This window comes from Streptomyces humicola, assembly GCF_024436035.1.
Taxonomy (GTDB): domain Bacteria; phylum Actinomycetota; class Actinomycetes; order Streptomycetales; family Streptomycetaceae; genus Streptantibioticus_B; species Streptantibioticus_B humicola.
In genome coordinates, this window is sequence record NZ_JANFNG010000010.1 from 64,550 (window position 1) to 84,098 (window position 19,549).

16 protein-coding genes are annotated in these 19,549 nt (G+C 70.6%); 10 read left to right on the forward strand and 6 right to left on the reverse strand.

What is annotated here, in order from left to right; genetic code table 11:
- The first annotated feature begins 16 nt into the window (after window positions 1-16).
- Genes NGB36_RS15120 through NGB36_RS15130 form a run of 3 tightly spaced genes read left to right on the forward strand, consistent with a single transcriptional unit; the run spans window position 17 to window position 2,652 of the window.
- A complete protein-coding gene (locus tag NGB36_RS15120; protein ID WP_255920790.1) occupies window positions 17-274 on the forward strand; it encodes a hypothetical protein in 258 nt (85 codons plus the stop codon).
- Entirely contained in the window at window positions 274-2,415 is a 2,142-nt protein-coding gene (malQ, locus tag NGB36_RS15125; protein WP_255920791.1) for a 4-alpha-glucanotransferase, read from the forward strand. Before NGB36_RS15120 ends, malQ begins: the two co-directional genes overlap by 1 nt.
- Before the next feature lie 9 nt (window positions 2,416-2,424).
- Window positions 2,425-2,652, forward strand: coding sequence for a hypothetical protein (locus NGB36_RS15130; protein WP_255920919.1), 228 nt, complete (start codon window positions 2,425-2,427; stop codon window positions 2,650-2,652).
- A gap of 101 nt (window positions 2,653-2,753) precedes the next feature.
- Here the strand turns inward: NGB36_RS15130 and pepN (NGB36_RS15135) are convergent, their stop codons facing one another.
- From pepN (NGB36_RS15135) to pepN (NGB36_RS15145), 3 genes are all read right to left on the reverse strand, one after another.
- Window positions 2,754-5,324, reverse strand: coding sequence for an aminopeptidase N (pepN, locus tag NGB36_RS15135; protein ID WP_255920792.1), 2,571 nt, complete (start codon window positions 5,322-5,324; stop codon window positions 2,754-2,756).
- 191 nt (window positions 5,325-5,515) lie between these two features.
- On the reverse strand, window positions 5,516-6,529 hold the full coding sequence (locus NGB36_RS15140; RefSeq protein ID WP_255920793.1) for a putative endonuclease domain-containing protein: 1,014 nt from the start codon (window positions 6,527-6,529) through the stop codon (window positions 5,516-5,518).
- Window positions 6,530-6,641: 112 nt separating this feature from the next.
- Window positions 6,642-9,266 (reverse strand): aminopeptidase N, encoded by a 2,625-nt coding sequence (gene pepN / locus NGB36_RS15145; RefSeq protein WP_255920794.1) that lies wholly within the window; start codon window positions 9,264-9,266, stop codon window positions 6,642-6,644.
- A gap of 136 nt (window positions 9,267-9,402) precedes the next feature.
- On the opposite strand from pepN (NGB36_RS15145), the gene NGB36_RS15150 reads away from it, so the two are divergent.
- Window positions 9,403-10,050 carry a mycothiol-dependent nitroreductase Rv2466c family protein gene (locus tag NGB36_RS15150; protein ID WP_255920795.1) on the forward strand — a complete coding sequence of 216 codons (648 nt, stop codon included), beginning with the start codon at window positions 9,403-9,405 and terminating at the stop codon, window positions 10,048-10,050.
- A gap of 526 nt (window positions 10,051-10,576) precedes the next feature.
- Here NGB36_RS15150 and NGB36_RS15155 read toward each other — a convergent pair.
- Window positions 10,577-12,022 carry an amino acid permease gene (locus NGB36_RS15155; RefSeq protein ID WP_372509446.1) on the reverse strand — a complete coding sequence of 482 codons (1,446 nt, stop codon included), beginning with the start codon at window positions 12,020-12,022 and terminating at the stop codon, window positions 10,577-10,579.
- A gap of 276 nt (window positions 12,023-12,298) precedes the next feature.
- Here NGB36_RS15155 and NGB36_RS15160 point away from each other — a divergent pair, with 276 nt between their 5' ends.
- Complete coding sequence (locus NGB36_RS15160) at window positions 12,299-12,904, forward strand: biotin transporter BioY (RefSeq protein ID WP_255920796.1); 606 nt, start codon at window positions 12,299-12,301, stop codon at window positions 12,902-12,904.
- Between the two features lie 240 nt (window positions 12,905-13,144).
- On the opposite strand, the gene NGB36_RS15165 is transcribed toward NGB36_RS15160, so the two are convergent.
- Window positions 13,145-14,626 (reverse strand): amino acid permease, encoded by a 1,482-nt coding sequence (locus NGB36_RS15165; protein WP_255920797.1) that lies wholly within the window; start codon window positions 14,624-14,626, stop codon window positions 13,145-13,147.
- Window positions 14,627-14,788: 162 nt separating this feature from the next.
- Between NGB36_RS15165 and NGB36_RS15170 the strand changes: the two genes are divergently transcribed.
- A complete protein-coding gene (locus tag NGB36_RS15170; protein ID WP_255920798.1) occupies window positions 14,789-15,277 on the forward strand; it encodes a ribose-5-phosphate isomerase in 489 nt (162 codons plus the stop codon).
- Window positions 15,277-16,086: an Fpg/Nei family DNA glycosylase gene (locus NGB36_RS15175; protein WP_255920799.1), complete on the forward strand. Its 810-nt coding sequence runs from the start codon at window positions 15,277-15,279 to the stop codon at window positions 16,084-16,086. The genes NGB36_RS15170 and NGB36_RS15175 overlap by 1 nt, the downstream gene beginning before the upstream one ends.
- 19 nt (window positions 16,087-16,105) lie before the next feature.
- On the opposite strand, the gene NGB36_RS15180 is transcribed toward NGB36_RS15175, so the two are convergent.
- Complete coding sequence (locus NGB36_RS15180; RefSeq protein ID WP_255920800.1) at window positions 16,106-17,335, reverse strand: GNAT family N-acetyltransferase; 1,230 nt, start codon at window positions 17,333-17,335, stop codon at window positions 16,106-16,108.
- A 131-nt stretch (window positions 17,336-17,466) separates the two neighbouring features.
- Between NGB36_RS15180 and NGB36_RS15185 the strand changes: the two genes are divergently transcribed.
- From NGB36_RS15185 to NGB36_RS15195, 3 genes are all read left to right on the forward strand, one after another.
- Window positions 17,467-18,612: a PP2C family protein-serine/threonine phosphatase gene (locus NGB36_RS15185; protein ID WP_255920801.1), complete on the forward strand. Its 1,146-nt coding sequence runs from the start codon at window positions 17,467-17,469 to the stop codon at window positions 18,610-18,612.
- A gap of 176 nt (window positions 18,613-18,788) precedes the next feature.
- Window positions 18,789-18,983, forward strand: a complete 195-nt coding sequence (locus NGB36_RS15190) for a hypothetical protein (protein WP_255920802.1) — start codon at window positions 18,789-18,791, stop codon at window positions 18,981-18,983.
- 244 nt (window positions 18,984-19,227) lie between these two features.
- Window positions 19,228-19,467 carry a hypothetical protein gene (locus tag NGB36_RS15195; protein WP_255920803.1) on the forward strand — a complete coding sequence of 80 codons (240 nt, stop codon included), beginning with the start codon at window positions 19,228-19,230 and terminating at the stop codon, window positions 19,465-19,467.
- Window positions 19,468-19,549 lie beyond the last annotated feature (82 nt).

Genomic DNA, 19,549 nt, shown 5'->3' on the forward strand with positions numbered 1-19,549 from the left:
CCAACGGAGGCACTCCGTGGCTGTCCCCACCGACCTACACCCTTTCGACCTCGACCTGGACCTGTCCAAACCCGGCTCCGACGATGAGTACGGCGAGTACGGCGAATTCGACGGTGACCGCGGATACGCCGAGCAGCCGCTCACGTCGGAGCCCCCCATGGCCGAGGACGTCCCCCTGACGAGTGAACCGCCGCTCGCCACCGAGCCGGCGCTGATCAGCGAGCCCGCCGCCACCGGCGACGCGGGGGCCGGTGTGGAGCCGACGGAGTACTGATGGGCAGACCGAACGGGGGAGCCGCCGGAACCAGCGCCCCGGCGGCAGCCGAGCTTGCGCGGCTCGCGCAGCTGCACGGCGTCGACACGTCCTACGAGCCCGCGCCGGGCCGGGTCGTCCACGTCCCCGAGGCCACCGTGACAGCGGTGCTCGGCGCGCTCGGCGTCGACGTATCGACCCCGCGAGCCGTCCACGACGCCCTCGCCCGCCATGAACAGCGAAGCCGCAGCCGCCTGCTGCCGCAGTGCGTGGTGCTGCGCGCCGGATACGCGCCGCGGCTCGATGTGCCGGACGGAACCGTGCTCACGGCGGAGTTCGACGACGGGAGCGTGTACGACCTGCCGGCCCCGGCTGGCGGCGAGCCGCTCTCCCTCCCCTTCGGCCACCACATCCTGCGCGCCGCCGCCCCCGACGGGCGCAGCGCCTGCGCACCCCTGATCGTCGTACCGGAGCGGATCGACGGGCCGCCGCGCCGCAGTTATGGATTCATGGCACAGCTGTATTCCGTGCTGTCGGCACGCTCGTGGGGGATGGGTGACCTCGCCGACCTCGCGGACCTCGCCGGATGGGCGGGGCGTGCGCTCGGCGCAGGGTTCCTCACCGTCAACCCGCTGCACTCCGCCGTGCCGGCAGCGCCCGGCGAACCCACCGACCCCTCGCCGTACCGGCCGTCGTCCCGCCGCTTCCCCGACCCGGTCTACCTGCGGATCGAGGACATCCCCGAGTACGCCTACCTGCCCCCCGAGGACCGAGAACGCGCCTGCGACCTGCTCGTGCAGGCCACCGCGCTGCGCGACTCCGTCCTCGACAAGGACGCCCTGATCGACCGCGACGCCGTCTGGCGGCTGAAGCGGGCCGCGCTCGAACTGGTACGGAAGGTGCCGCTGACGCCCGGCAGGCGCGCCGCGTACTGCGACTTCCTCGCCGAGCAGGGGCAGGCGCTCGACGACCACGCGACCTGGTGCGCGCTCGCCGAGATCCACGGCCCCGACTGGCATGGCTGGCCGGCGGGGTTGCGCGATCCGCGCTCGGCGCAGACCGCGCGCGCCCGCACGGAGTGTCTCGACGGCGTCGACTTCCACTGCTGGCTCGCCTGGTTGACGGACACTCAACTGCGTGCCGCGCAGCGCTCGGCGGCCGATGCGGGGATGGCGGTGGGGATCGTGCACGACCTCGCGGTCGGGGTGCATCCGGCGGGCGCCGATGCGTGGGCGCTGCGCGACGCGCTCGCGCCGGGGATGTCGGTGGGCGCACCGCCCGACGCGTTCAACCCCCACGGCCAGGACTGGGGTCTGCCGCCGTGGCGCCCGGACGCGCTCGCCGCGACCGGCTATGCGCCGTGGCGCGAGCTGCTGCGCGGCGTGCTGCGGCACGCGGGCGGGGTACGGATCGATCACGTCATGGGCTTGTTCCGGCTGTGGTGGGTGCCGAACGGCCGCCCGCCGACCGAGGGTGCCTATGTGCGCTACGACGCCGAGGCGATGCTCGGCGTGCTCGCCCTCGAGGCCCACCGCGCGGGGGCGCTGGTGATAGGGGAGGACCTGGGCACGGTCGAGCCCGGCGTGCGGGAGGAGCTCGCGGGGCGCGGGATCCTCGGGACGTCGGTGTTGTGGTTCGAACGGGATCACGAGGGTGACAGGCGGCCGCTGCCGCCCGAGCGGTGGCGGGAGGGGTGTCTGGCCACCGTGACCACCCACGACCTGCCGACCACCGCGGCACGGCTGACCGGCGAACACGTCCAGCTTCGGCACGGCCTCGGGCTGCTGGGCCGGTCGCTGTCCGAGGAGCAGACGCAGGACGCGATCGAGGTGGCGGAGTGGCTCGCTCTGCTCGGGCGGCTCGGCCTGCTGCCGGAGGGCCCCAGGGACGAGGAAGGCGCGATCAAGGCGATGCACCGTTTTCTTCAGCGGACGCCGGCACGGATGATCGGGGTCTGGCTCCCGGACGCTGTCGGCGACCGCCGTCCCCAGAACCTCCCCGGTACGACGGATGAGTACCCCAACTGGCGGCTTCCGATCGCCGATGCGACGGGACGTCCGCTGACCCTCGAACGACTGGCCGCGTCATCGCGGCTGCATGCGCTCGTCGACGAACTGCGGCGCGCCGACCCCGCTCGCGCGGGACGGGCGGTCATTGGCTAGTTTTGGACCGTGGTCAACAAGAACGCTTTGCGCGCCGGTGCGGTCAGCGCCGGGACGGCGCTGATGATGCTGATGTCCTCGTCCGGTTTCGCCTTCGCGAGCGACGGCGGTTCGGACCCGGGCCCGGGCCTGAGCATCGGTGAAACGCTCGGGCTGTACGTCGCGATCCCGCTGGCGCTGTTCGCGATCATCGCGAGTCTGGTGATCGCGACGGACAAGTCCCGCAAGAAGCAGTAGGTCGTTCCCCCGCCCGCCCAGCCGATCACGGCTATGGGCGGGCGGGGAAATCACTTCTTCTCAACCCAGACGTCGGGTCACCGCAAAACGCGGCAAAACGCTCACGCAGAACGCGCCGCGTCAGCGGCCTGCGCACGCAGCGCCCGCTCGATGCCCGCGCGCGACTCGACGACCAGCCGCCGCAGCGCAGCGCTCGGCTCCGCGGAGGCGAGCCACGCATCCGTCGCGTCCAGCGTCTCCTGCGAGACCAGCAGCGTCGGGTAGAGCCCGATCGCGATCTGCTGTGCCATCTCGTGGCTCCTGCTCTCCCATACGCCCTTCACTACTTCGAAGTACTTCGGTGCGTACGGCGCGAGCAGCTCGCGCTGGTCGGTCTGGACGAAGCCGCCGATCACGGCCTCCTGCATGGCGTTGGGCAGTGCGTCGGACTCGACGACCGAGCGCCACGCCTCGGCCTTCGCCTCCGCGGTCGGACGCGCCGCCCGCGCCGTCGCCGCGTGCCGCTCACCCGCCGACGTCGCATCCCGCGCCAGCTCCGCGTCGATCGCCTTGTCGTCGGCGCGGCCCGTGGCCGCCAGCCGTTCGAGCAGCGCCCAGCGCAGCTCGTCGTCGACGACGAGCCCCGGGATCTCCTCGCTGCCGTCGAGCAGACCGGAGAGCAGGTCGAGCTGCTCGTCGGTCCGCGCGGTCGCCATGAAGGCGCGCGCCCAGGCGAGCTGGTGATCGCTGCCGGCCTCCGCGGCGCGGAGCCGCTCCAGCGTGGCCTCGGTCCAGCGGGCGAGCCCGGTCTGCCGCCATGCGGGATCGGCGTACAGGTCGAGCGCCAGCTTGACCTGGCGGTGCAGCGACTGGACGACGCCGATGTCGGATTCCTTGCCGATGCCGTGCAGCACCAGGTCCAGGTAGTCGCGGGTGGCGAGCTCCCCGTCGCGCGTCATGTCCCACGTCGAGGCCCAGCTCAGCGCACGCGGCAGTGAGTCGGTGAAGTCGCCGATGTGCCGGGTGACGGCGGAGAGCGAGTCCGGGTCGAGGCGCACCTTGGCGTAGGAGAGGTCGTCGTCGTTGAGCAGGATCACCGCGGGGCGCGGGCGCCCGGTCAGCTGCGGGACCTCGGTGAGCTCGCCGTCGACGTCGAGCTCGATCCGGTCCGTGCGGACCAGGGAGCCGTCCTGGACGTCGTAGGTGCCGATGGCGATCCGGTGCGGGCGGAGCACCGCCTCACCCTTGGCCCCGGCGGGCAGCGCCGGCGCCTCCTGCCGGACGTGGAGCGAGGCGATCGCGCCACTGCCGTCCAGCTCGATCTGCGGGCGCAGCACATTGATGCCCGCGGTCTCCAGCCATGCCGTGGACCAGGCCTTCAGGTCACGGCCCGAGGTCTCCTCCAGCGCGCCGAGCAGGTCGGTGAGCCGGGTATTGCCCCACCGGTGGCGCTTGAAGTACGTCTGCACACCGCGGAAGAACTCGTCCTCGCCGACATAGGCGACGAGCTGCTTCAGGACCGAGGCGCCCTTGGCGTACGTGATGCCGTCGAAGTTGACGAGCACGTCGTCCAGATCGCGGATCTCGGCCATGATCGGGTGGGTCGATGGCAGCTGGTCCTGCCGGTAGGCCCACGTCTTCATGGAGTTCGCGAACGTCGTCCACGAGTGCGGCCAGCGGCTGCCCGGCGCCGCGGCCTGGCACGCGATGGAGGTGTAGGTGGCGAACGACTCGTTCAGCCACAGGTCGTTCCACCACTCCATCGTCACCAGGTCGCCGAACCACATGTGGGCCAGCTCGTGCAGGATCGTCTCCGCACGTGTCTCGTAGGCCGCGTCCGTCACCTTGGAACGGAAGACGTACTGGTCGCGGATGGTCACCGCACCCGCGTTCTCCATCGCTCCGGCATTGAACTCGGGCACGAAGAGCTGATCGTACTTCGCGAACGGGTAGGGGAAGTCGAACTTCTCCTGGAACCAGTCGAAGCCCTGGCGGGTGACCTCGAAGATCGCGTCGGCGTCGAGGTACTCGGCGAGCGACGGGCGGCAGTAGATGCCCAGCGGCACGCTCCGCCCGTCGGCGTCCCACGTGCTGTGCACGCTGTGGTACGGGCCGGCGATCAGCGCCGTGATGTAGGAGGAGATGCGCGGTGTCGGCTCGAAGGCCCAGACGCCGTCGACCGGTTCCGGCGCCGGGGAGTTCGAGATCACCGTCCAGCCGGCGGGGGCCTTCACGGTGAAGCGGAAACTGGCCTTCAGGTCCGGCTGTTCGAAGCTGGCGAAGACCCGGCGGGCGTCCGGCACCTCGAACTGGGTGTAAAGGTAGGCCTGCTTGTCCACGGGGTCGACGAAGCGGTGCAGCCCCTCGCCGCTGTTGGTGTACGCGCAGGTGGCGACGACCTTGAGCTCGTTGTGGCCGGCGGCGAGCGACGGCAGCGCGATGCGGCTGTCCTCGAACACCTCCGCCGGATCGAGGGACGTCCCGTTCAGCACCACCTCGTGCACCGTAGGGGCGACCAGGTCGATGAAGGTCGACGCGCCCTCCTCGGCGCAGTCGAAGCGCACAACCGTGGTCGAGGGGAACGTCCCTCCCTCCTGCGCCCCGCTGAGATCGAGATCGATCGCGTAGGAGTCGACTTTGAGCAGGCGAGCCCGCTGCTGCGCCTCTTCGCGGGTGAGGTTCGTGCCCGGCACGTGAACTCCTTCGTTCGCTTCTCCGCCTTTGTCAGACCTTCGTCAGACTCTGGCCATCCTGCCACGCACAAGAGTTCTCGGTCGCTTCTCCGGCCCCTCGCAGACTCTGCGGACGGCCCCGTCCCTCGGCCGCCCTCCCTCTGCTCCGTGGGGCCCCCTTCGCCGGCTCACGTGCGTCGCTCACGTGCAGGTCAGCGGGGGAGTACCGCGACGTAGGCGTGGGGGTGGCTGTTCTCCGCGTCGATCAGCGCCGTCCTGACCACCATGGCCTGTTGTTCGAGCGACCCGCGCAGCTTCTTCGGGGTCACCCTGATCACGATGATCCCCAGCCGCTCCAGGTGCTCCTGTTTGCGGGCGTACTCCGCCCACAGAACGTCGTCGTCCAGACGCGGAGCGCGCGCGTCGAGCTCCAGCGCGACGGCGTGGTCCGGCCAGTACGCGTCGACCCCGCCCAGGTATGGCCCGCCGGGCAGCCGCAGGTCCACGTTCCACACCGGGTCGGGCAGTCCGAAACAGCGCACCATCTCGTACAGCCGGTCCTCCGCGATGGTGCGGCCCTCGGCGAGCAGCGCGTCCACCGCGTCGACGACATGAGGGCGGGAGAGCAGCCGGGCCGCGGTCAACTCCTTGACGACGGCGGTCGCTTCGCAGTGGCCGGCGCGCACGGATTCGATGAGCACCGCCCGCACCGTCGCCGGGTCGTCCTCCAGATCGGCGACGGCGTCGGCGATGGCGCGCGGCACCGGGGCGCACGGCAGCCCGCGCACGGTCTCCGGGCGCGGCAGGCTGTGGGAGCGGCGGATCTTCACCTCGCCCGCGTCGCGAAGCCGCCGCTGGCGCGGCACGAGGACGTCGATGCGGTCCAGGCCGATCAGCGGGGGAACCGCTTCGAAGTTGTGCAGGGCGAGGGCGGCGAGGCCGGTGATCATCGCGTCGGAGCGGCAGTGCTGGCCGTGCGGGGGACGGCTTGCGTACAGGACGGCGGCGTGCGCCCGGTCCTCGCCGGTGGCCGGGCCGGAGTGCAGCAGGACCACCTGCGGGAGGATCTGCTGCCACGGGCCGTCGGGACGGCACCGCTCGGCGAGCACATCGGCCGGAACGCCGTGCGCACGCAACTCGCGCGTGGTCATGACGCGACGCTGGGTGCGCTCGAGGTGCACGAGGGTGAGGGGGTGGCCGGGGCTGAGGGGCGTGTTGTGGTTCATGCTGCCTCAATTCCCGCAGGTTGAGCGCCACTTAACCGCTGTTACACGGCTGTCGACAAATCAGGACAGTACGGGGCTAAAGTACGCACGTTCGATGGTCGAGAATGGGTGATTACCGCGTTCGAACATGACGCTGTGCAACCGTGGCGTCACAGGCCTGCGCGCGCAGTGCACGCTCCAGGTCGTCGCGGCCCTCCAGGACGAGGCGGCGCAGGGACGCGGGCGCGTCCGTGTGCGCCGCCAGCCATGCGTCCGCCGCGTCGATCGTCTCCTGCCGCGCCTGCAGAACGGGGAAGAGGCCGCGGACGATCGCCATGCCGATCTCGATCGACCGCTCGGACCACACGCGGGCGATCGCGGAGAAGTACCGGTCCGTGTAGGGGGCGAGCAGCTCGCGCTGGCCGGGCTGGGCGAAGCCGGAGATGGTGGCCTCCACCAGAGCGTTGGACAGCTTGGTGGATTCCACGACGTCGGCCCAGGCGGCCGCCTTGACCTCTGCCGAGGGGCGGGCGGCGAGGCAGCGTACCTGGTGGCGCTTGCCCGAGGCGGTGTCGTCGCGGGCAAGTTCGGCGGCGAGAGCCGACGCGTCGGCGGCGCCGCCCGCCGCGAGCGGTTCGAGGAACGTCCAGCGCAGCTCCTGGTCGACGTCGAGGCCGTCGATGCCGGCGGTCCCGTCGAGCAGGTCCTGCAGCAGCTGCAGGTCGGCGTCGGACGCCGCCACGGAGGCGAAGAAGCGGGCCCACGCGAGCTGATGGCCGCTGCCCGGCCCGGAGCTGCGCAGCTCGCGCAGCGCGCACTCGGCGAGCGCCCGGCCGGCATCCTCACGGTGCTGCGGCGCCACATAGTGCACCAGCGCCGACTTGGACCAGGTGTGCAGCATCTGCAGCACGCCGATGTCCGTCTCGCGGCCGGCGAAGTCCCGTACCAGGCGCAGGTAGTCGCGGGCCGGCATCAGGCTGTCGCGGGTCAGGTTCCACACCGCGGACCAGCACAGCGCGCGGGCCATGGGGTCGGTGAGATCGCCGAGGTGGCCGCGGAGGGTGTCGAGCGATCCCGCGTCGAAGCGGATCTTGCAGTAGGTGAGGTCGTCGTCGTTGACAAGGATCAGATCCGGGCGCTCGGCACCCGCCAGCTCTCCGACCACCGTACGCGGGCCGCGCACATCGGTCTCGGCGCGCGCGTACCGCTCCAGAGTGCCGCGCGGCGTGCGGCGGTATAGGCCGACGGCGACCCGGTGCGGGCGCAGCCCGGGGTGGGCGTCGGTGGCCTCCTGGATCACGGAGAGCTCCGTGATCCGCTCCTCGGCATCGGCGCCTCCCCTTTCATACGTCGCCTGCGGAGTCAGGGAGTTGACGCCGGCAGTCTGCAGCCAGGCGCGGGACCACTCCGTCATGTCGCGGCCCGAGGTCTCCTCCAGCACCGACAGCAGATCCTGCAGTGCAGTGTTGCCGTACGCGTGGCGCTTGAAGTAGCGACGCGCACCGTCGAGGAAGGCATCCCGGCCCACGTAGGCGACGAGCTGCTTGAGGACGGAGGCGCCCTTGGCGTAGGTGATGCCGTCGAAGTTGAGCTTGGCGTCCTGCAGGTCGCGGATGTCGGCGGTGACCGGGTGGGTGGTCGGCAGCTGGTCGGCGCGATAGGCCCACGCCTTGCGGCGGTTGGCGAAGGTGATCCAGCCGTCGGTGAAGCGGGTGGACTCGACGAGCGAGAGCGCGCCCATGAAATCGGCGAACGACTCCTTGAGCCACAGGTCGTCCCACCACCCCATGGTGACCAGGTCGCCGAACCACATGTGCGCCATCTCATGGAGGATGACGTTGGCCCGGCCCTCGTACGCGGCCTGCGTCACCTTGCCGCGGAAGACGAACTCCTCGCGGAACGTCACACAGCCCGGATTCTCCATGGCGCCGATGTTGTACTCGGGCACGAACGCCTGGTCGTACTTCCCGAACGGATACGGGTAGTCGAAGTGGTCGTGGAAGAAGTCCAGGCCCTGCTTGGTGATGGTGAAGATGTCGTCGGAGTCGAAGTGCTTGGCAAGCGACCTGCGGCACAGCGCGCCCAGCGGGATCTGCAGAGTGGAGCCGTCGTCGAGCGCGCGGGTGTAATGGTCGTGCGCCATGTGGTAAGGGCCGGCGACGACCGCCGTGATGTAGGTGGAGATGGGCCGGGTCGGCAGGAAATCCCAGGTGAGGCCCGGGCCGTCGGCAGGCGGCCGCGGCTCGCCCGAGCGCGCCCCGTTGCTCAGCACCGTCCAGTGCTCGGGGGCGGTGACGGAGAAGGTGAAGGGCGCCTTGAGGTCGGGCTGTTCGAAGGTGGCGAAGACGCGGCGCGCGTCGGCCGGTTCGTACTGGGTGTAGAGGTAGACCTCGCCGTCCTCCGGGTCGGTGAAGCGGTGCAGGCCCTCGCCCGTCCTGCTGTAGGCGCAACGGGCGTCCACCGTCACCTCGTTGTCCGCCGCGAGGGGGCCGAGCGCGATCCGGGTGCCGTCGAAGACCGCGGCCACGTCCAGCTCCTCGCCGTTGAGCACCACGGACTCGACGGAGGGCGCCAGCAGGTCGAGGAAGGTGGCCGCCCCCGGCTCGGAACACCGGAAGCGGACCGTGGTCACCGAGCGGAAGGCGGGCTCCTGGTGCCGCACCGCCGAGCGCAGGTCGAGCGCCACCTCGTAGCCGTCCACGGAGATCAGCCGGGCGCGCTCCCTGGCTTCGTCGCGGGTCAGGTTCTCCCCGGGCACAGTGACTCCTTTGTCTCGTCCGCACGGCGTCTCCGGTGACGTCGGTCGCATCATCGCATGCGCCACTGACAGGCGGCATGCGCGGGGAATTGCGGCCTGACCACGTGTGTTTCAAGGAGAATATGCGGATGACCACATGGGAGAGGCCGTGACTGATACCGACAAGATCCCCGCCGACTTCTGGTTCGACCCGCTGTGTCCCTGGGCATGGATGACCTCGCGCTGGATGCTTGAGGTCGAGAAGGTCCGCCCTGTCGAGGTGCGCTGGCATGTGATGAGCCTGGCCGTGCTGAACGAGCCCAAGCTGGACACCCTCCCCGAGGAGTACCGCGAGAACCTCAAGAACGCCTGGGGCCCGGTACGGGTGTGCATCGCCGCCGAGCAGAAGTACGGCAATGAGGTGCTCGGCCCGCTGTACACCGCCCTCGGCACCCGCTTCCACAACCAGGAACAGCCCAGGACCCGCGAGACCATCGTGGCCGCGCTCCAGGAGGCGGGCCTCCCGGCGGAGCTCGCGGACGCCGCCGACACCAAGGACTACGACGCCGAGCTGCGGATCTCCCATCAGGAAGGGATCAGCCTGGTCGGCGAGGACGTGGGCACGCCCGTCATCGCCGTCCCCGGCGCGCACGGCGACCGCGTAGCCTTCTTCGGCCCGGTCGTCACCCCGGCGCCGAAGGGCGAGGCCGCGGCGAAGCTGTGGGACGGCACGCTGCTCGTCGCCTCCACGCCCGGCTTCTACGAGATCAAGCGCACCCGGACGGTCGGCCCGATCTTCGACTGAGCCGCTGCCGCCGCAGTCGGCGGCACACGGGAATGCCCCCGCGCGACACCACGCGCGGGGGCATTCCGCTGTCGGGGCGGTGCTTCCCCGTACGATCTTTGGGACGAACGGACGGGGGCCGCCTCGAGCGGCTCGCGTCCGCTGGGCGTACTCATCACTGTGAGAGCGGCAGCATGGACGCCAAGACCTATGCGCGTTTGCGCGCCATCGCCGAAGAGCTGATGTCGCGTCACGACATGTGGGCCGTCGAGGTCGATGAAGCGGGCATCACGATGATGATGCCGCCCGTCAACCGGCACGAACTGATCACCAAGCGTCTCCGCCGCCAACTCGAGGCACAGATCGCGCGCGTCACACCTACGCCTTCGGGGACCGGGTGCCCGTCGGGCCATGGAAGATCGAGACACGGGAGTTCCGGACCTACGCCGGTTGACGCCGGTCGCGTACGGGAGCCGACAGCGGAGGGGCGGACCTCGAAAGGCCCGCCCCTCCTCCGTACCCGCGGCTGACGCGCCGCGCGCAGGAGTCAGCCGCGCGCCGTGGCGGCCGTCCGTTGCCGGACGAAACCGATCAGTGCCAGCACCACCGCCATGCCGCCGGTGAAGTACAGCTGGATCCGCGTGTCCGGCTGGCGGGCCATGAGCGCCAGCACGGTGACGATCCCGGCGAGCGCGATCCAGGTCAGCCCGGGGAAGAGCCACATCTTCACCACGAGTTTCTCCGGCGCCTCACGCTCCAGCCTGCGTCGCATCCGCAGCTGCGCGACCGCGATGAACGCCCACACCACCAGCACCGCGGCGCCGACCATGTTCAGCAGCCAGGTGAAGACGGTCGTCGGCCACCAGTAACTCAGCAGCACCGCGAAGAACCCGAACGCGGACGAGGCCAGCACCGCGACCCGCGGCACGCTGCCGGTCAGCCGGCCGAGCAGCTTCGGGCCCTGGCCGCGCGCGACCAGCGAGTACGCCATGCGCGACGAGCCGTAGATGTTGGCATTCATCGCCGAGAGCAGAGCCACCAGCACGACCACGTCCATCAACTGCCCCGCGCCCGGGATCCCGACGCGGTCGAGCACGGCCACGTACGGGCCGTGCTTGACGACGGACGCGTCGTTCCACGGGATCAGCGTGACGATCACGGCCATCGAGCCGACGTAGAACAGCGCGATCCGCCACATCGCAGTGCGCACGGCCCGGCCCACGCTCTTGACGGGGTTCTCGGACTCGGCCGCCGCGATGGTGACCGTCTCCAGGCCGCCGTAGGCGAAGACGGAGGCGAGCAGGCCGACCACAAGGCCGCCCGACCCCTTGGGGAAGAAGCCGCCGTCCCCGGTGAGGTTGGCGCTGCCGACCGCGTGCGTGCCCGGCAGCAGACCGAAGATGGCCAGCACACCGAGGACGAGGAAGAGCGAGATCGCAGCGATCTTCAGGGCAGCGAACCAGAACTCGAACTCACCGAAGTTGCTCACGGCCGCGAGGTTGGTGCCGCAGAACACCGCCATGAAGACGGCGACCCACAGCCACGAGGGCGTACCGGGGAACCAGTTGGTCATGATCCCGGCGGCGCCGATCGCCTCGGCCGCCACACCCACGCACAGCAGCGTCCAGAACATCCAGCCCGCGGTGAACCCGGCCCAGGGGCCGATCGACCGTTCGGCGTGCACGGAGAAGGAGCCGGAGGCCGGGTTGGCGGCGGACATCTCACCCAGCATGCGCATGATGAGCATCACCAGCAGCCCGGAGAGGGCGTAGGCGATGACGATCGACGGGCCGGCCGCGGCGATGCCCGCCCCCGAGCCGACGAAGAGCCCGGCGCCGATCACGCCGCCCAGCGCGATCATCGACAGATGGCGCTGCTTCAGGCCGTGGCTGAGGCGCTGACCAGCGGCCTCGGCGGTTACCTGGGAGGTGACCTCGGCGGTGACCTGGGGGGCTTGCTGAGCCGCGGTGGCCGGGTCGGGTGTCCGACTCATGATCGAGACCGTCCAGTGGTTGAAATCGGCACGGGCCGCCCCAGTCTGAGGGTGAGGCCCGCTGATGCCAACCTGGCGTTCGTATTCCGGACACTTTGCTTACGTTGTGTGACCGCTTTGTCTGTCCGGTCGGACATATGGCGGGATGTGACAGGTGATTGTCCGGACCGCACCAACCGCGCCGTGACGGCTTTGGCCGGATCGTCGTGTCCGCCTCAAGGACGCTCGGCTACCGTCGCACTGTCCCTGACCTGCACACTCACCCGCGGAGCCTCGATGAGCACAGCCGCAGCCCCCGCCGCCGCCCGTCCCGGAGAGGTCCTCGCCGACCTGCTCCCCGCCTCCACCGCTGCCCGTGCGCGGCTGCGCGACACGGCACTCGTCGTCGGCGGTGCCGCGCTCACCGGGCTGGCCGCTCAACTGGCCGTGCCCGTGCCCGGCTCGCCCGTGCCCGTCACCGGACAGACGTTCGCGGCGCTGCTCGTCGGGACCGCGCTCGGAGCCCGCCGCGGACTGCTCTCCCTCGGCCTGTACGCGGTCGCCGGAGTCCTCGGAGTGCCGTGGTTCGCGCAGGGCGCCCACGGCGCGTCCACGCCGAGCTTCGGCTACATCGTCGGCATGATGCTCGCCGCCGGCGTCGTCGGAGGGCTCGCCCGCCGCGGCGCCGACCGCGGGGTGTGGCGCACCGCCGGGGCGATGCTCGTCGGCGAGGCCGTGATCTACGCGGTCGGCGTGCCGTACCTGGCGGTGGCCGCGCACCTGTCGCTCGGCGAGGCGGTCTCGCTCGGCCTCGTCCCGTACCTGATGGGCGACGCGCTCAAGGCTGCGCTCGCGATGGGCGCGCTCCCCGCCGCCTGGAAGCTCGTCGGCCGCCGGGGCTGACCTTCGCGGCTGCGGCCGCCGCGCCACGGGCCCTGCACGCCTCGAGGGCGCGCGGGGCCCTGTCGCGTTCCGTCCCGCGGCCGGCCCATCGCCTGGCGATCGAACGCACCGGTGGTGACGTGGCATCGCAGCAGGCCCGAGCGCCCCCGGCGCGCTCCCGCAGGAGCCGACGCCACCCCGGCCTCGCGGCGGCAGCCGTCGAGGCCATGGCGGCGCGCCCCGGCGCGGGGGCCCGCCCCGCTACGCGGCTGCGCGCCTGCGCCGCAGCCGCTCTCGTACGACGGCGACGCCAAGGACCAGGGCCGCCGCGAGCAGGGAGAGGATCATCTGCTGGCGGCCGCTCGCGTCGGTGAACATGTAGCCGATCACGAACGCGATCATGGCGATGGTCGCCCACGTCAGATACGGGTACGCCCACATCTTCACGGTGAGCCGCTCCGGCGACTCGCGCTCGATGATCCTGCGCATGCGCAGCTGCGAGAAGCAGATCACCAGCCAGACGAAGAGCGCCACGGCACCGGAGGAGTTGAGCAGGAACTGGAAGACGGTCTTCGGGTAGGCGTAGTCGAAGAAGACCGCCAGGAAGCCGAAGACGACGGAGGCGAGGATCGCCGGTGCCGGGACGCCGCGCGCCGTGGTGCGGCGGAACGCCTTGGGCGCGTCGCCGCGCTCACCGAGCGAGAACGCCATCCGGGAGGCGGTGTAGAGGCCCGAGTTGAGGCAGGAGAGCACGGCGGTGAGCACGATCAGATTCATGAACTGGCCGGCGTGCGGGATCCCGACATGGTCGAGCACCGCCACGTACGGACTCTTGGCGACCTCGGGGGAGTTCCACGGCAGCAGCGAGACGACGATCAGGATCGATCCGAGGTAGAAGACCGCGATCCGCCAGATCACGCTGTTGGTGGCCTTGGTGACCGCCTTGCGCGGGTCGGGCGACTCGCCGGCGGCCAGCGTCACGATCTCGCTGCCCATGAAGGAGAAGACCACCATCAGCACGCCGGTGAGGATCGCGCCAGGTCCCTTGGGCAGGAAACCGCCGTGGCCGGTGAGGTTCGTCATCCCGACGGCGTGGTCGTGAGTGCCCGGCAGTACGCCGAAGGCCGCCAGACCGCCGAGCACGATGAACGCGGCGATCGCAACGACCTTGATGCCCGCGAACCAGAACTCGAACTCGCCGTAGGAGGCGACCGAGAACAGGTTGGTGGCGGTGAGCACGACCATGACGATGAGTGCCCATGCCCACTGCGGGACCGCCGGGATCCACCCGGTGAGGATCCCCGCGCCCGCCGTCGCCTCCACCGCGAGGACGACCACCCAGAAGAACCAGTACAGCCAGCCGATGGTGAAGCCCGCCCAGCGGCCGAGCGCGCGGTCGGCGTAGGCGGAGAACGACCCGGAGACGGGGTTGGCGGCCGCCATCTCGCCCAGCATCCGCATCACCATGACGACGAGGGCGCCGACGAGGGCGTAGGAGAGCAGAATGCCCGGCCCGGCCGCTGCGATGCCTGCACCGGAGCCGACGAAGAGTCCGGCGCCGATGACGCCGCCGATGGCGATCATCGACAGATGGCGGTTCTTCAGCCCGGCCTGCAGCCCGTGCCCGGTCGCGTGACCGGCGGCGAGGCCGGCGGTGTGGCCGGAACCGGTGGCGGCGGACAGACCCCGGCCGGGGTCGCCGGCCCTGCTGTCCTCTGTCGTGATCGGCGGTTGTGCGCTCATGCACGATCCTTTGTTAAGACTGTGATCTCGGTTCGCGAGTCACCGCATGCAACCCCACCCACGCGGCTCAGGGGAACAGATGTATCCAAATCGTTGCGAACGGTGTATTGGGCACGCACCCCCGATACGCCCTCGGGCGCCTGCCCATGGCAGACTCGCCGCATGCGCGTGTACCTCGGCTCCGACCATGCCGGATACGAACTCAAGAACCACCTCGTCGAGTGGCTCAAGGCCGCAGGCCACGACCCCGTGGACTGCGGACCGCACATCTACGACGCCGGGGACGACTATCCGCCGTTCTGCCTGCGGGCCGCCGAACGCACCGCCGCGGACCCCGGCAGCCTCGGCATCGTGATCGGCGGATCGGGCAACGGCGAGGCCATCGCCGCCAACAAGGTCAAGGGCGTGCGTGCCGCGCTGGCCTGGAGTGAGGAGACCGCCTCGCTCGGCCGCGAGCACAACGACGCCAACGTGATCAGCGTCGGCGCGCGCATGCACACCGCGCAGGAGGCGACCCGGTTCGTCGAGGTCTTCCTCACCACGCCGTTCTCGCAGGGAGAGCGCCACATCCGCCGCATCGGCATGCTCACCGACTACGAACGGACCGAGAAGCTGCCGGAGATCCCCGCCCAGCATCCGCAGCAGGACTGATGCCGGAAGGGCACACCATCCACCGACTGGCCGCCGACCACACGGAGAGGTTCGGCGGCCGGTCTGTGCGCGCCAGCAGCCCGCAGGGGAAGTTCGCGGACGGGGCCGCGCTGATCGACGGCCAGGTGCTGGAGAGCGCCGAGGCGCACGGCAAGCATCTGTTCTTGGGGTTTGGAGTGGTCGGCTGGGTCCACGTCCACCTCGGCCTGTTCGGCAAGGTCGCCCTCGGTACGGGCGCGGCACCGCCCGCCACCGATACCGTACGGCTGCGGCTCATGGTCCCCGACGCCTACGCGGACCTGCGGGGGCCGACCGCCTGCGAGCTGATCGCCGACGAGGAGAAGCAGGCGATACACGGCCGCCTCGGGCCCGACCCCCTACGGCAGGGGACGGGTCCCGAGCCGGCGTGGCGGCGGATCTCCCGCAGCCGCACCAGCATCGCCGCGTTGCTGATGGACCAGAAGGTCGTGGCGGGCGTCGGCAACGTGTACCGCGCCGAGGTGCTCTTCCGGCACGGCATCGAGCCGTACCGGCCGGGCAACCGGCTGACCCGCACCGACTGGGACGCGATCTGGGCCGACCTGGTCGCACTGATGCGGGACGGTGTGCGCACCAACCGGATCGACACCGTCCGCCCCGAGCACACTCCCGAGGCCATGGGCCGTGCGCCGCGCGTCGACGACCACGGTGGCGAGGTCTACGTCTACCGGCGCGCCGGCCTGCCGTGCCTGGTCTGCGGGACGGAGGTCCGCACCGCGGAGCTCGCGGGCCGCAACCTGTTCTGGTGCCCCGCCTGCCAGCAGGCGTGAGCGCCGGCAGGGGCGCGGCTCAGAAGCCGTGCGGCAGCCACGGTGCGACATCGCTGCGGAACGCCGTCGACGCCTCCGCCAGCGCGCCCGGGCGCAGCTCCCGCACCCGCCCCGCCCCCGCCATCGCCGACAACGCAAAGCCGCCGAGATACCCCGACCCCAACTCCCGTGCGGTCAACGCCAGATCCGCGGCGTCCGAGCTCCGCTCGCAGACCGCCCCCTCGGCGTCACCCATCAGCCGCCAACGCCCCGCGTTCCAAGGGCAGAAGACATCCTCGACCTCGAACACCACGTCCACCGGCGCCGCGTACGTCCGTGCCCGCAACGCGGCCCCCACGTCGACGAGCCGTACGTACATCGCGTCCTGGACCGTGAGCCGGCACCGTCGTATGTCGGAGACCATGTGCCACAGCGGATCGTCCGGCGGACGACGGTCCACGCTGATCCTCGACGTCAGGTCGATGTCGAACAGATAGCGCCACAGCGCCCCGTACGTCACCGGATCCAGTGCCTCCAGATCGCGCAGCCGCACCGCCCCGCTGCGCCCCGAGGACTCCACCTCGGGCCTGACCACATACCGGGCGTATCCGCTCACCTCCCCGTCCGTCTCGGCCAGTACGCACAGCAACTCTCCGGTCGCGCCGGACTCCGAGTGCGGGGCCAGCAGCGGCAGCCGCTCCCAGCCCGGCTTCCTGGCCGGCGCCCCGGGGCGTCCGGCCACTCGCGCCGCATAGACCTTCTCGCACGCGGCGACCGCGTCCTGCGGAGCCGCGATCCGCAGCCGCACCGCGTCGGCATCCCGTGGCGCATCGATGTGCACGCGGCTGGTGTCGATCTCGGCGAACACGTTCTCCGTTCCGTTGCCGAAGCCGAACCGCCCGTAGATCGGCGGCTCCGACGTCTCCAGTACCGCCAGCGGCTCCCCCCTTTCCCGCGCGTCATCCAGCAGCCGCCGCATCATCGCGGTGAGCAGGCCGCGCCGCCGGTGCGTCGGCTGCACGCTCACCATCGTGATGCCGGCCGCTGGTACAAGGACACCACCGGGCACTGACAACCGGAACGAGAACGCCCCCGACGTCCCCACCACCTCGTCGTCGTCCCACACGGCCAACGACCGTTCGACCTCGGTGAGTTCCCGCCAGAGCTGCCGCTCGTCCGCCGGGTCGGGCACCCCGCCGAAGGCCCGTTCGAGCCTGCCGAACCAGTGGTCCCAGTGCTCCGCGCCGAGCACCCGCAACTGCGTCGTCATGTCCCCTGCCTACCAGCGCGGCCGCCGCGTGGCGACCGTATTTCCACCGTCCCGCCCGGCCCGGGATCCGGCCAAGAACCGGCGAGTCGCGAATCGACGCACCGCCGAACGGGTGGATAGGGTCACCGCACATGGCACGCGGTGCGGCTCCAGACGGTCCCGTTGCCCGGTGGCGAAGGTCGCTGCACCGGGCCAGGACACGCCTGCGCAGATCGGCCGTCGACTACTTCCGCGGCGACGGCGCCGACTGGCTGGCCCTCGCCACGCTGCTGCTCACCGTGCCGCTCCTCGGCTGGGCGACCAGCGTCGCGCCGGCCTGGTGCCCGCCCACCGCGCTCGTCTTCCCCGTACTCGTCGGCGGCCTGCTGCTGCGCCCGGCCAGCCTCCTGCTGCTGTATGCGGCCGCCGGCACCGCCCTCGTCTCCGAGAACGCCATTCTCGGTCCGTATCAGGACAATCCGTCCGGAGCGGTCACGCCGGGCACCGTCCTCGTGGTGGGCGCGGTGGGTTTCGCCGGGCTGCTGATCGCCCAGTTCCGCAGCAGGGTCGGCGTGCCGTGGCGCCGCGGCGGCACCATGCTCTTCGACCTGCGTGAACGCATCCGTGTGCAGAGCCAGTTGCCGCGGCTGCCGCACGGCTGGCACGCCGAGATGGCGCTGCGTCCGGCGGGCGGGCAGTCGTTCTCCGGTGACTTCGTGGTGGCTACCCGCACCAGCGGCGGGCGAATCCTCGAAGTGGTGCTGACCGACGTCTCCGGCAAGGGCATGGACGCCGGATCGCGCGCCCTGCTCCTGTCCGGCGCGTTCGGCGGACTGCTCGGCTCGCTGCCGCCGCACCGATTCCTCACCGCCGCCAACGGCTATCTGCTGCGTCAGAACTGGGACGAAGGTTTCGCGACCTCCGTCCATTTGGTGCTTGATCTGGAGAGCGGGGATTACGAACTGCTGTCCGCTGGGCATTTGCCTGGTATGCAACTGAGCGCGGGGAGCGGACGGTGGGAGGAGAAGGCGTCGAACGGGCTGATGCTCGGCGTGCACGAGGAAGCGGAGTTCCACGGCACCAAGGGCACGTTGCGCTCGGGTGACGTCCTGATGCTCTTCACCGACGGGTTGGTCGAGGCGTCCGGCCGTGATCTGGCCGAAGGCATCGACCGCTTGATCGGCGAGGCCGACCGGTTTGTCGCGCAAGGATTCCGCGGCGCCGCCTGGCGTTTGATCGAGGCGGTGGCCAAGGACGTCAACGACGACCGGGCGTTGCTCATCGTCTGCCGTGACTGAAGCTGTGACGGAGGCCGGTAGGTGAGCCACGAGTTGATCACACGTCAGGGAGACACGTTGACGGTTGGGTCCACCGGGCGGCGGCTTGGTGGCACGATGGACGGGCGCGGGGGGATCAGGGGTGGCGTGCGTATCCCCCCGACCGGCGAGGGTTCCGAGCGAGGAAGTGATCGGTAGTGGCCATCTCCCTGTCTGTTGTCCTGTTGTTGGCGATTGTGCTGATCGTGATGATGCGGGGCGGATCCATAAAGGTCGGCCCGGCCATCGTGGCCATGCTGTTCGGCTTCTTCCTCGCGTCGACAGGGATGGCGCCGTCGATCAACCGTTTCCTCACATCGCTGGCCGACACCATCAACCAGATCAAGCTGTAGGCGCCCGGCACACGCCCGGGCGGCGCACCGCGGCGGTACGCGGCCGGGCCGGTACGCGGCGGGCCGGGCGTCCCCCGTCCGTGTACCGCCGCCGCGCCGGGCTGCCGTGCCCGGTCGCCGGCCGGGTCCATGAGACTGATCCGGCCGATCCGGTCATAGACGCGCCGAACGCCGCGCGCTTCACGGGATCCGCCAGTGACTCCGCGCACCATCGCAAGGAGTGCACTGGAGAGGACTGACCGTCATGACCGTCCACATGCCATTGATCATCCTCGTCACCATCATCGCCTGCCTCGGCTACCGCATCTGCCGCCCCCCGTTCTGGCTCGTCGTCATGCTCATGCTCGTCGGCTTCCTCAGCGCACACAGCTACTTCGCCCCCGCCATCCACTCCGGCACCAAGGCAGGCGTCGAGATCGTCGACAGCACCGCCGGGTGGGGCGACGACCATCAGGCCGGCCCCGACCGCGAGGACGGGCGGTAGCCGTCGTCCCACGCACGGCGTAGTGGCCGAGCGCCTCCCGATCCATGATCGGAGCAGTGGTGACACTCCGTCACAACTCCGG

Excerpts from the sequence above, each read along its gene's own strand:
- malQ (WP_255920791.1), top strand. The coding sequence starts at position 274 with ATGGGCAGACCGAACGGGGGAGCCGCCGGAACCAGCGCCCCGGCGGCA.
- NGB36_RS15140 (WP_255920793.1), bottom strand. The coding sequence starts at position 6,529 with ATGAACCACAACACGCCCCTCAGCCCCGGCCACCCCCTCACCCTCGTG.
- NGB36_RS15150 (WP_255920795.1), top strand. The coding sequence starts at position 9,403 with ATGGGAGAGGCCGTGACTGATACCGACAAGATCCCCGCCGACTTCTGG.
- NGB36_RS15155 (WP_372509446.1), bottom strand. The coding sequence starts at position 12,022 with ATGAGTCGGACACCCGACCCGGCCACCGCGGCTCAGCAAGCCCCCCAG.
- NGB36_RS15160 (WP_255920796.1), top strand. The coding sequence starts at position 12,299 with ATGAGCACAGCCGCAGCCCCCGCCGCCGCCCGTCCCGGAGAGGTCCTC.
- NGB36_RS15165 (WP_255920797.1), bottom strand. The coding sequence starts at position 14,626 with ATGAGCGCACAACCGCCGATCACGACAGAGGACAGCAGGGCCGGCGAC.
- NGB36_RS15170 (WP_255920798.1), top strand. The coding sequence starts at position 14,789 with ATGCGCGTGTACCTCGGCTCCGACCATGCCGGATACGAACTCAAGAAC.
- NGB36_RS15175 (WP_255920799.1), top strand. The coding sequence starts at position 15,277 with ATGCCGGAAGGGCACACCATCCACCGACTGGCCGCCGACCACACGGAG.
- NGB36_RS15180 (WP_255920800.1), bottom strand. The coding sequence starts at position 17,335 with ATGACGACGCAGTTGCGGGTGCTCGGCGCGGAGCACTGGGACCACTGG.
- NGB36_RS15185 (WP_255920801.1), top strand. The coding sequence starts at position 17,467 with ATGGCACGCGGTGCGGCTCCAGACGGTCCCGTTGCCCGGTGGCGAAGG.
- NGB36_RS15195 (WP_255920803.1), top strand. The coding sequence starts at position 19,228 with ATGACCGTCCACATGCCATTGATCATCCTCGTCACCATCATCGCCTGC.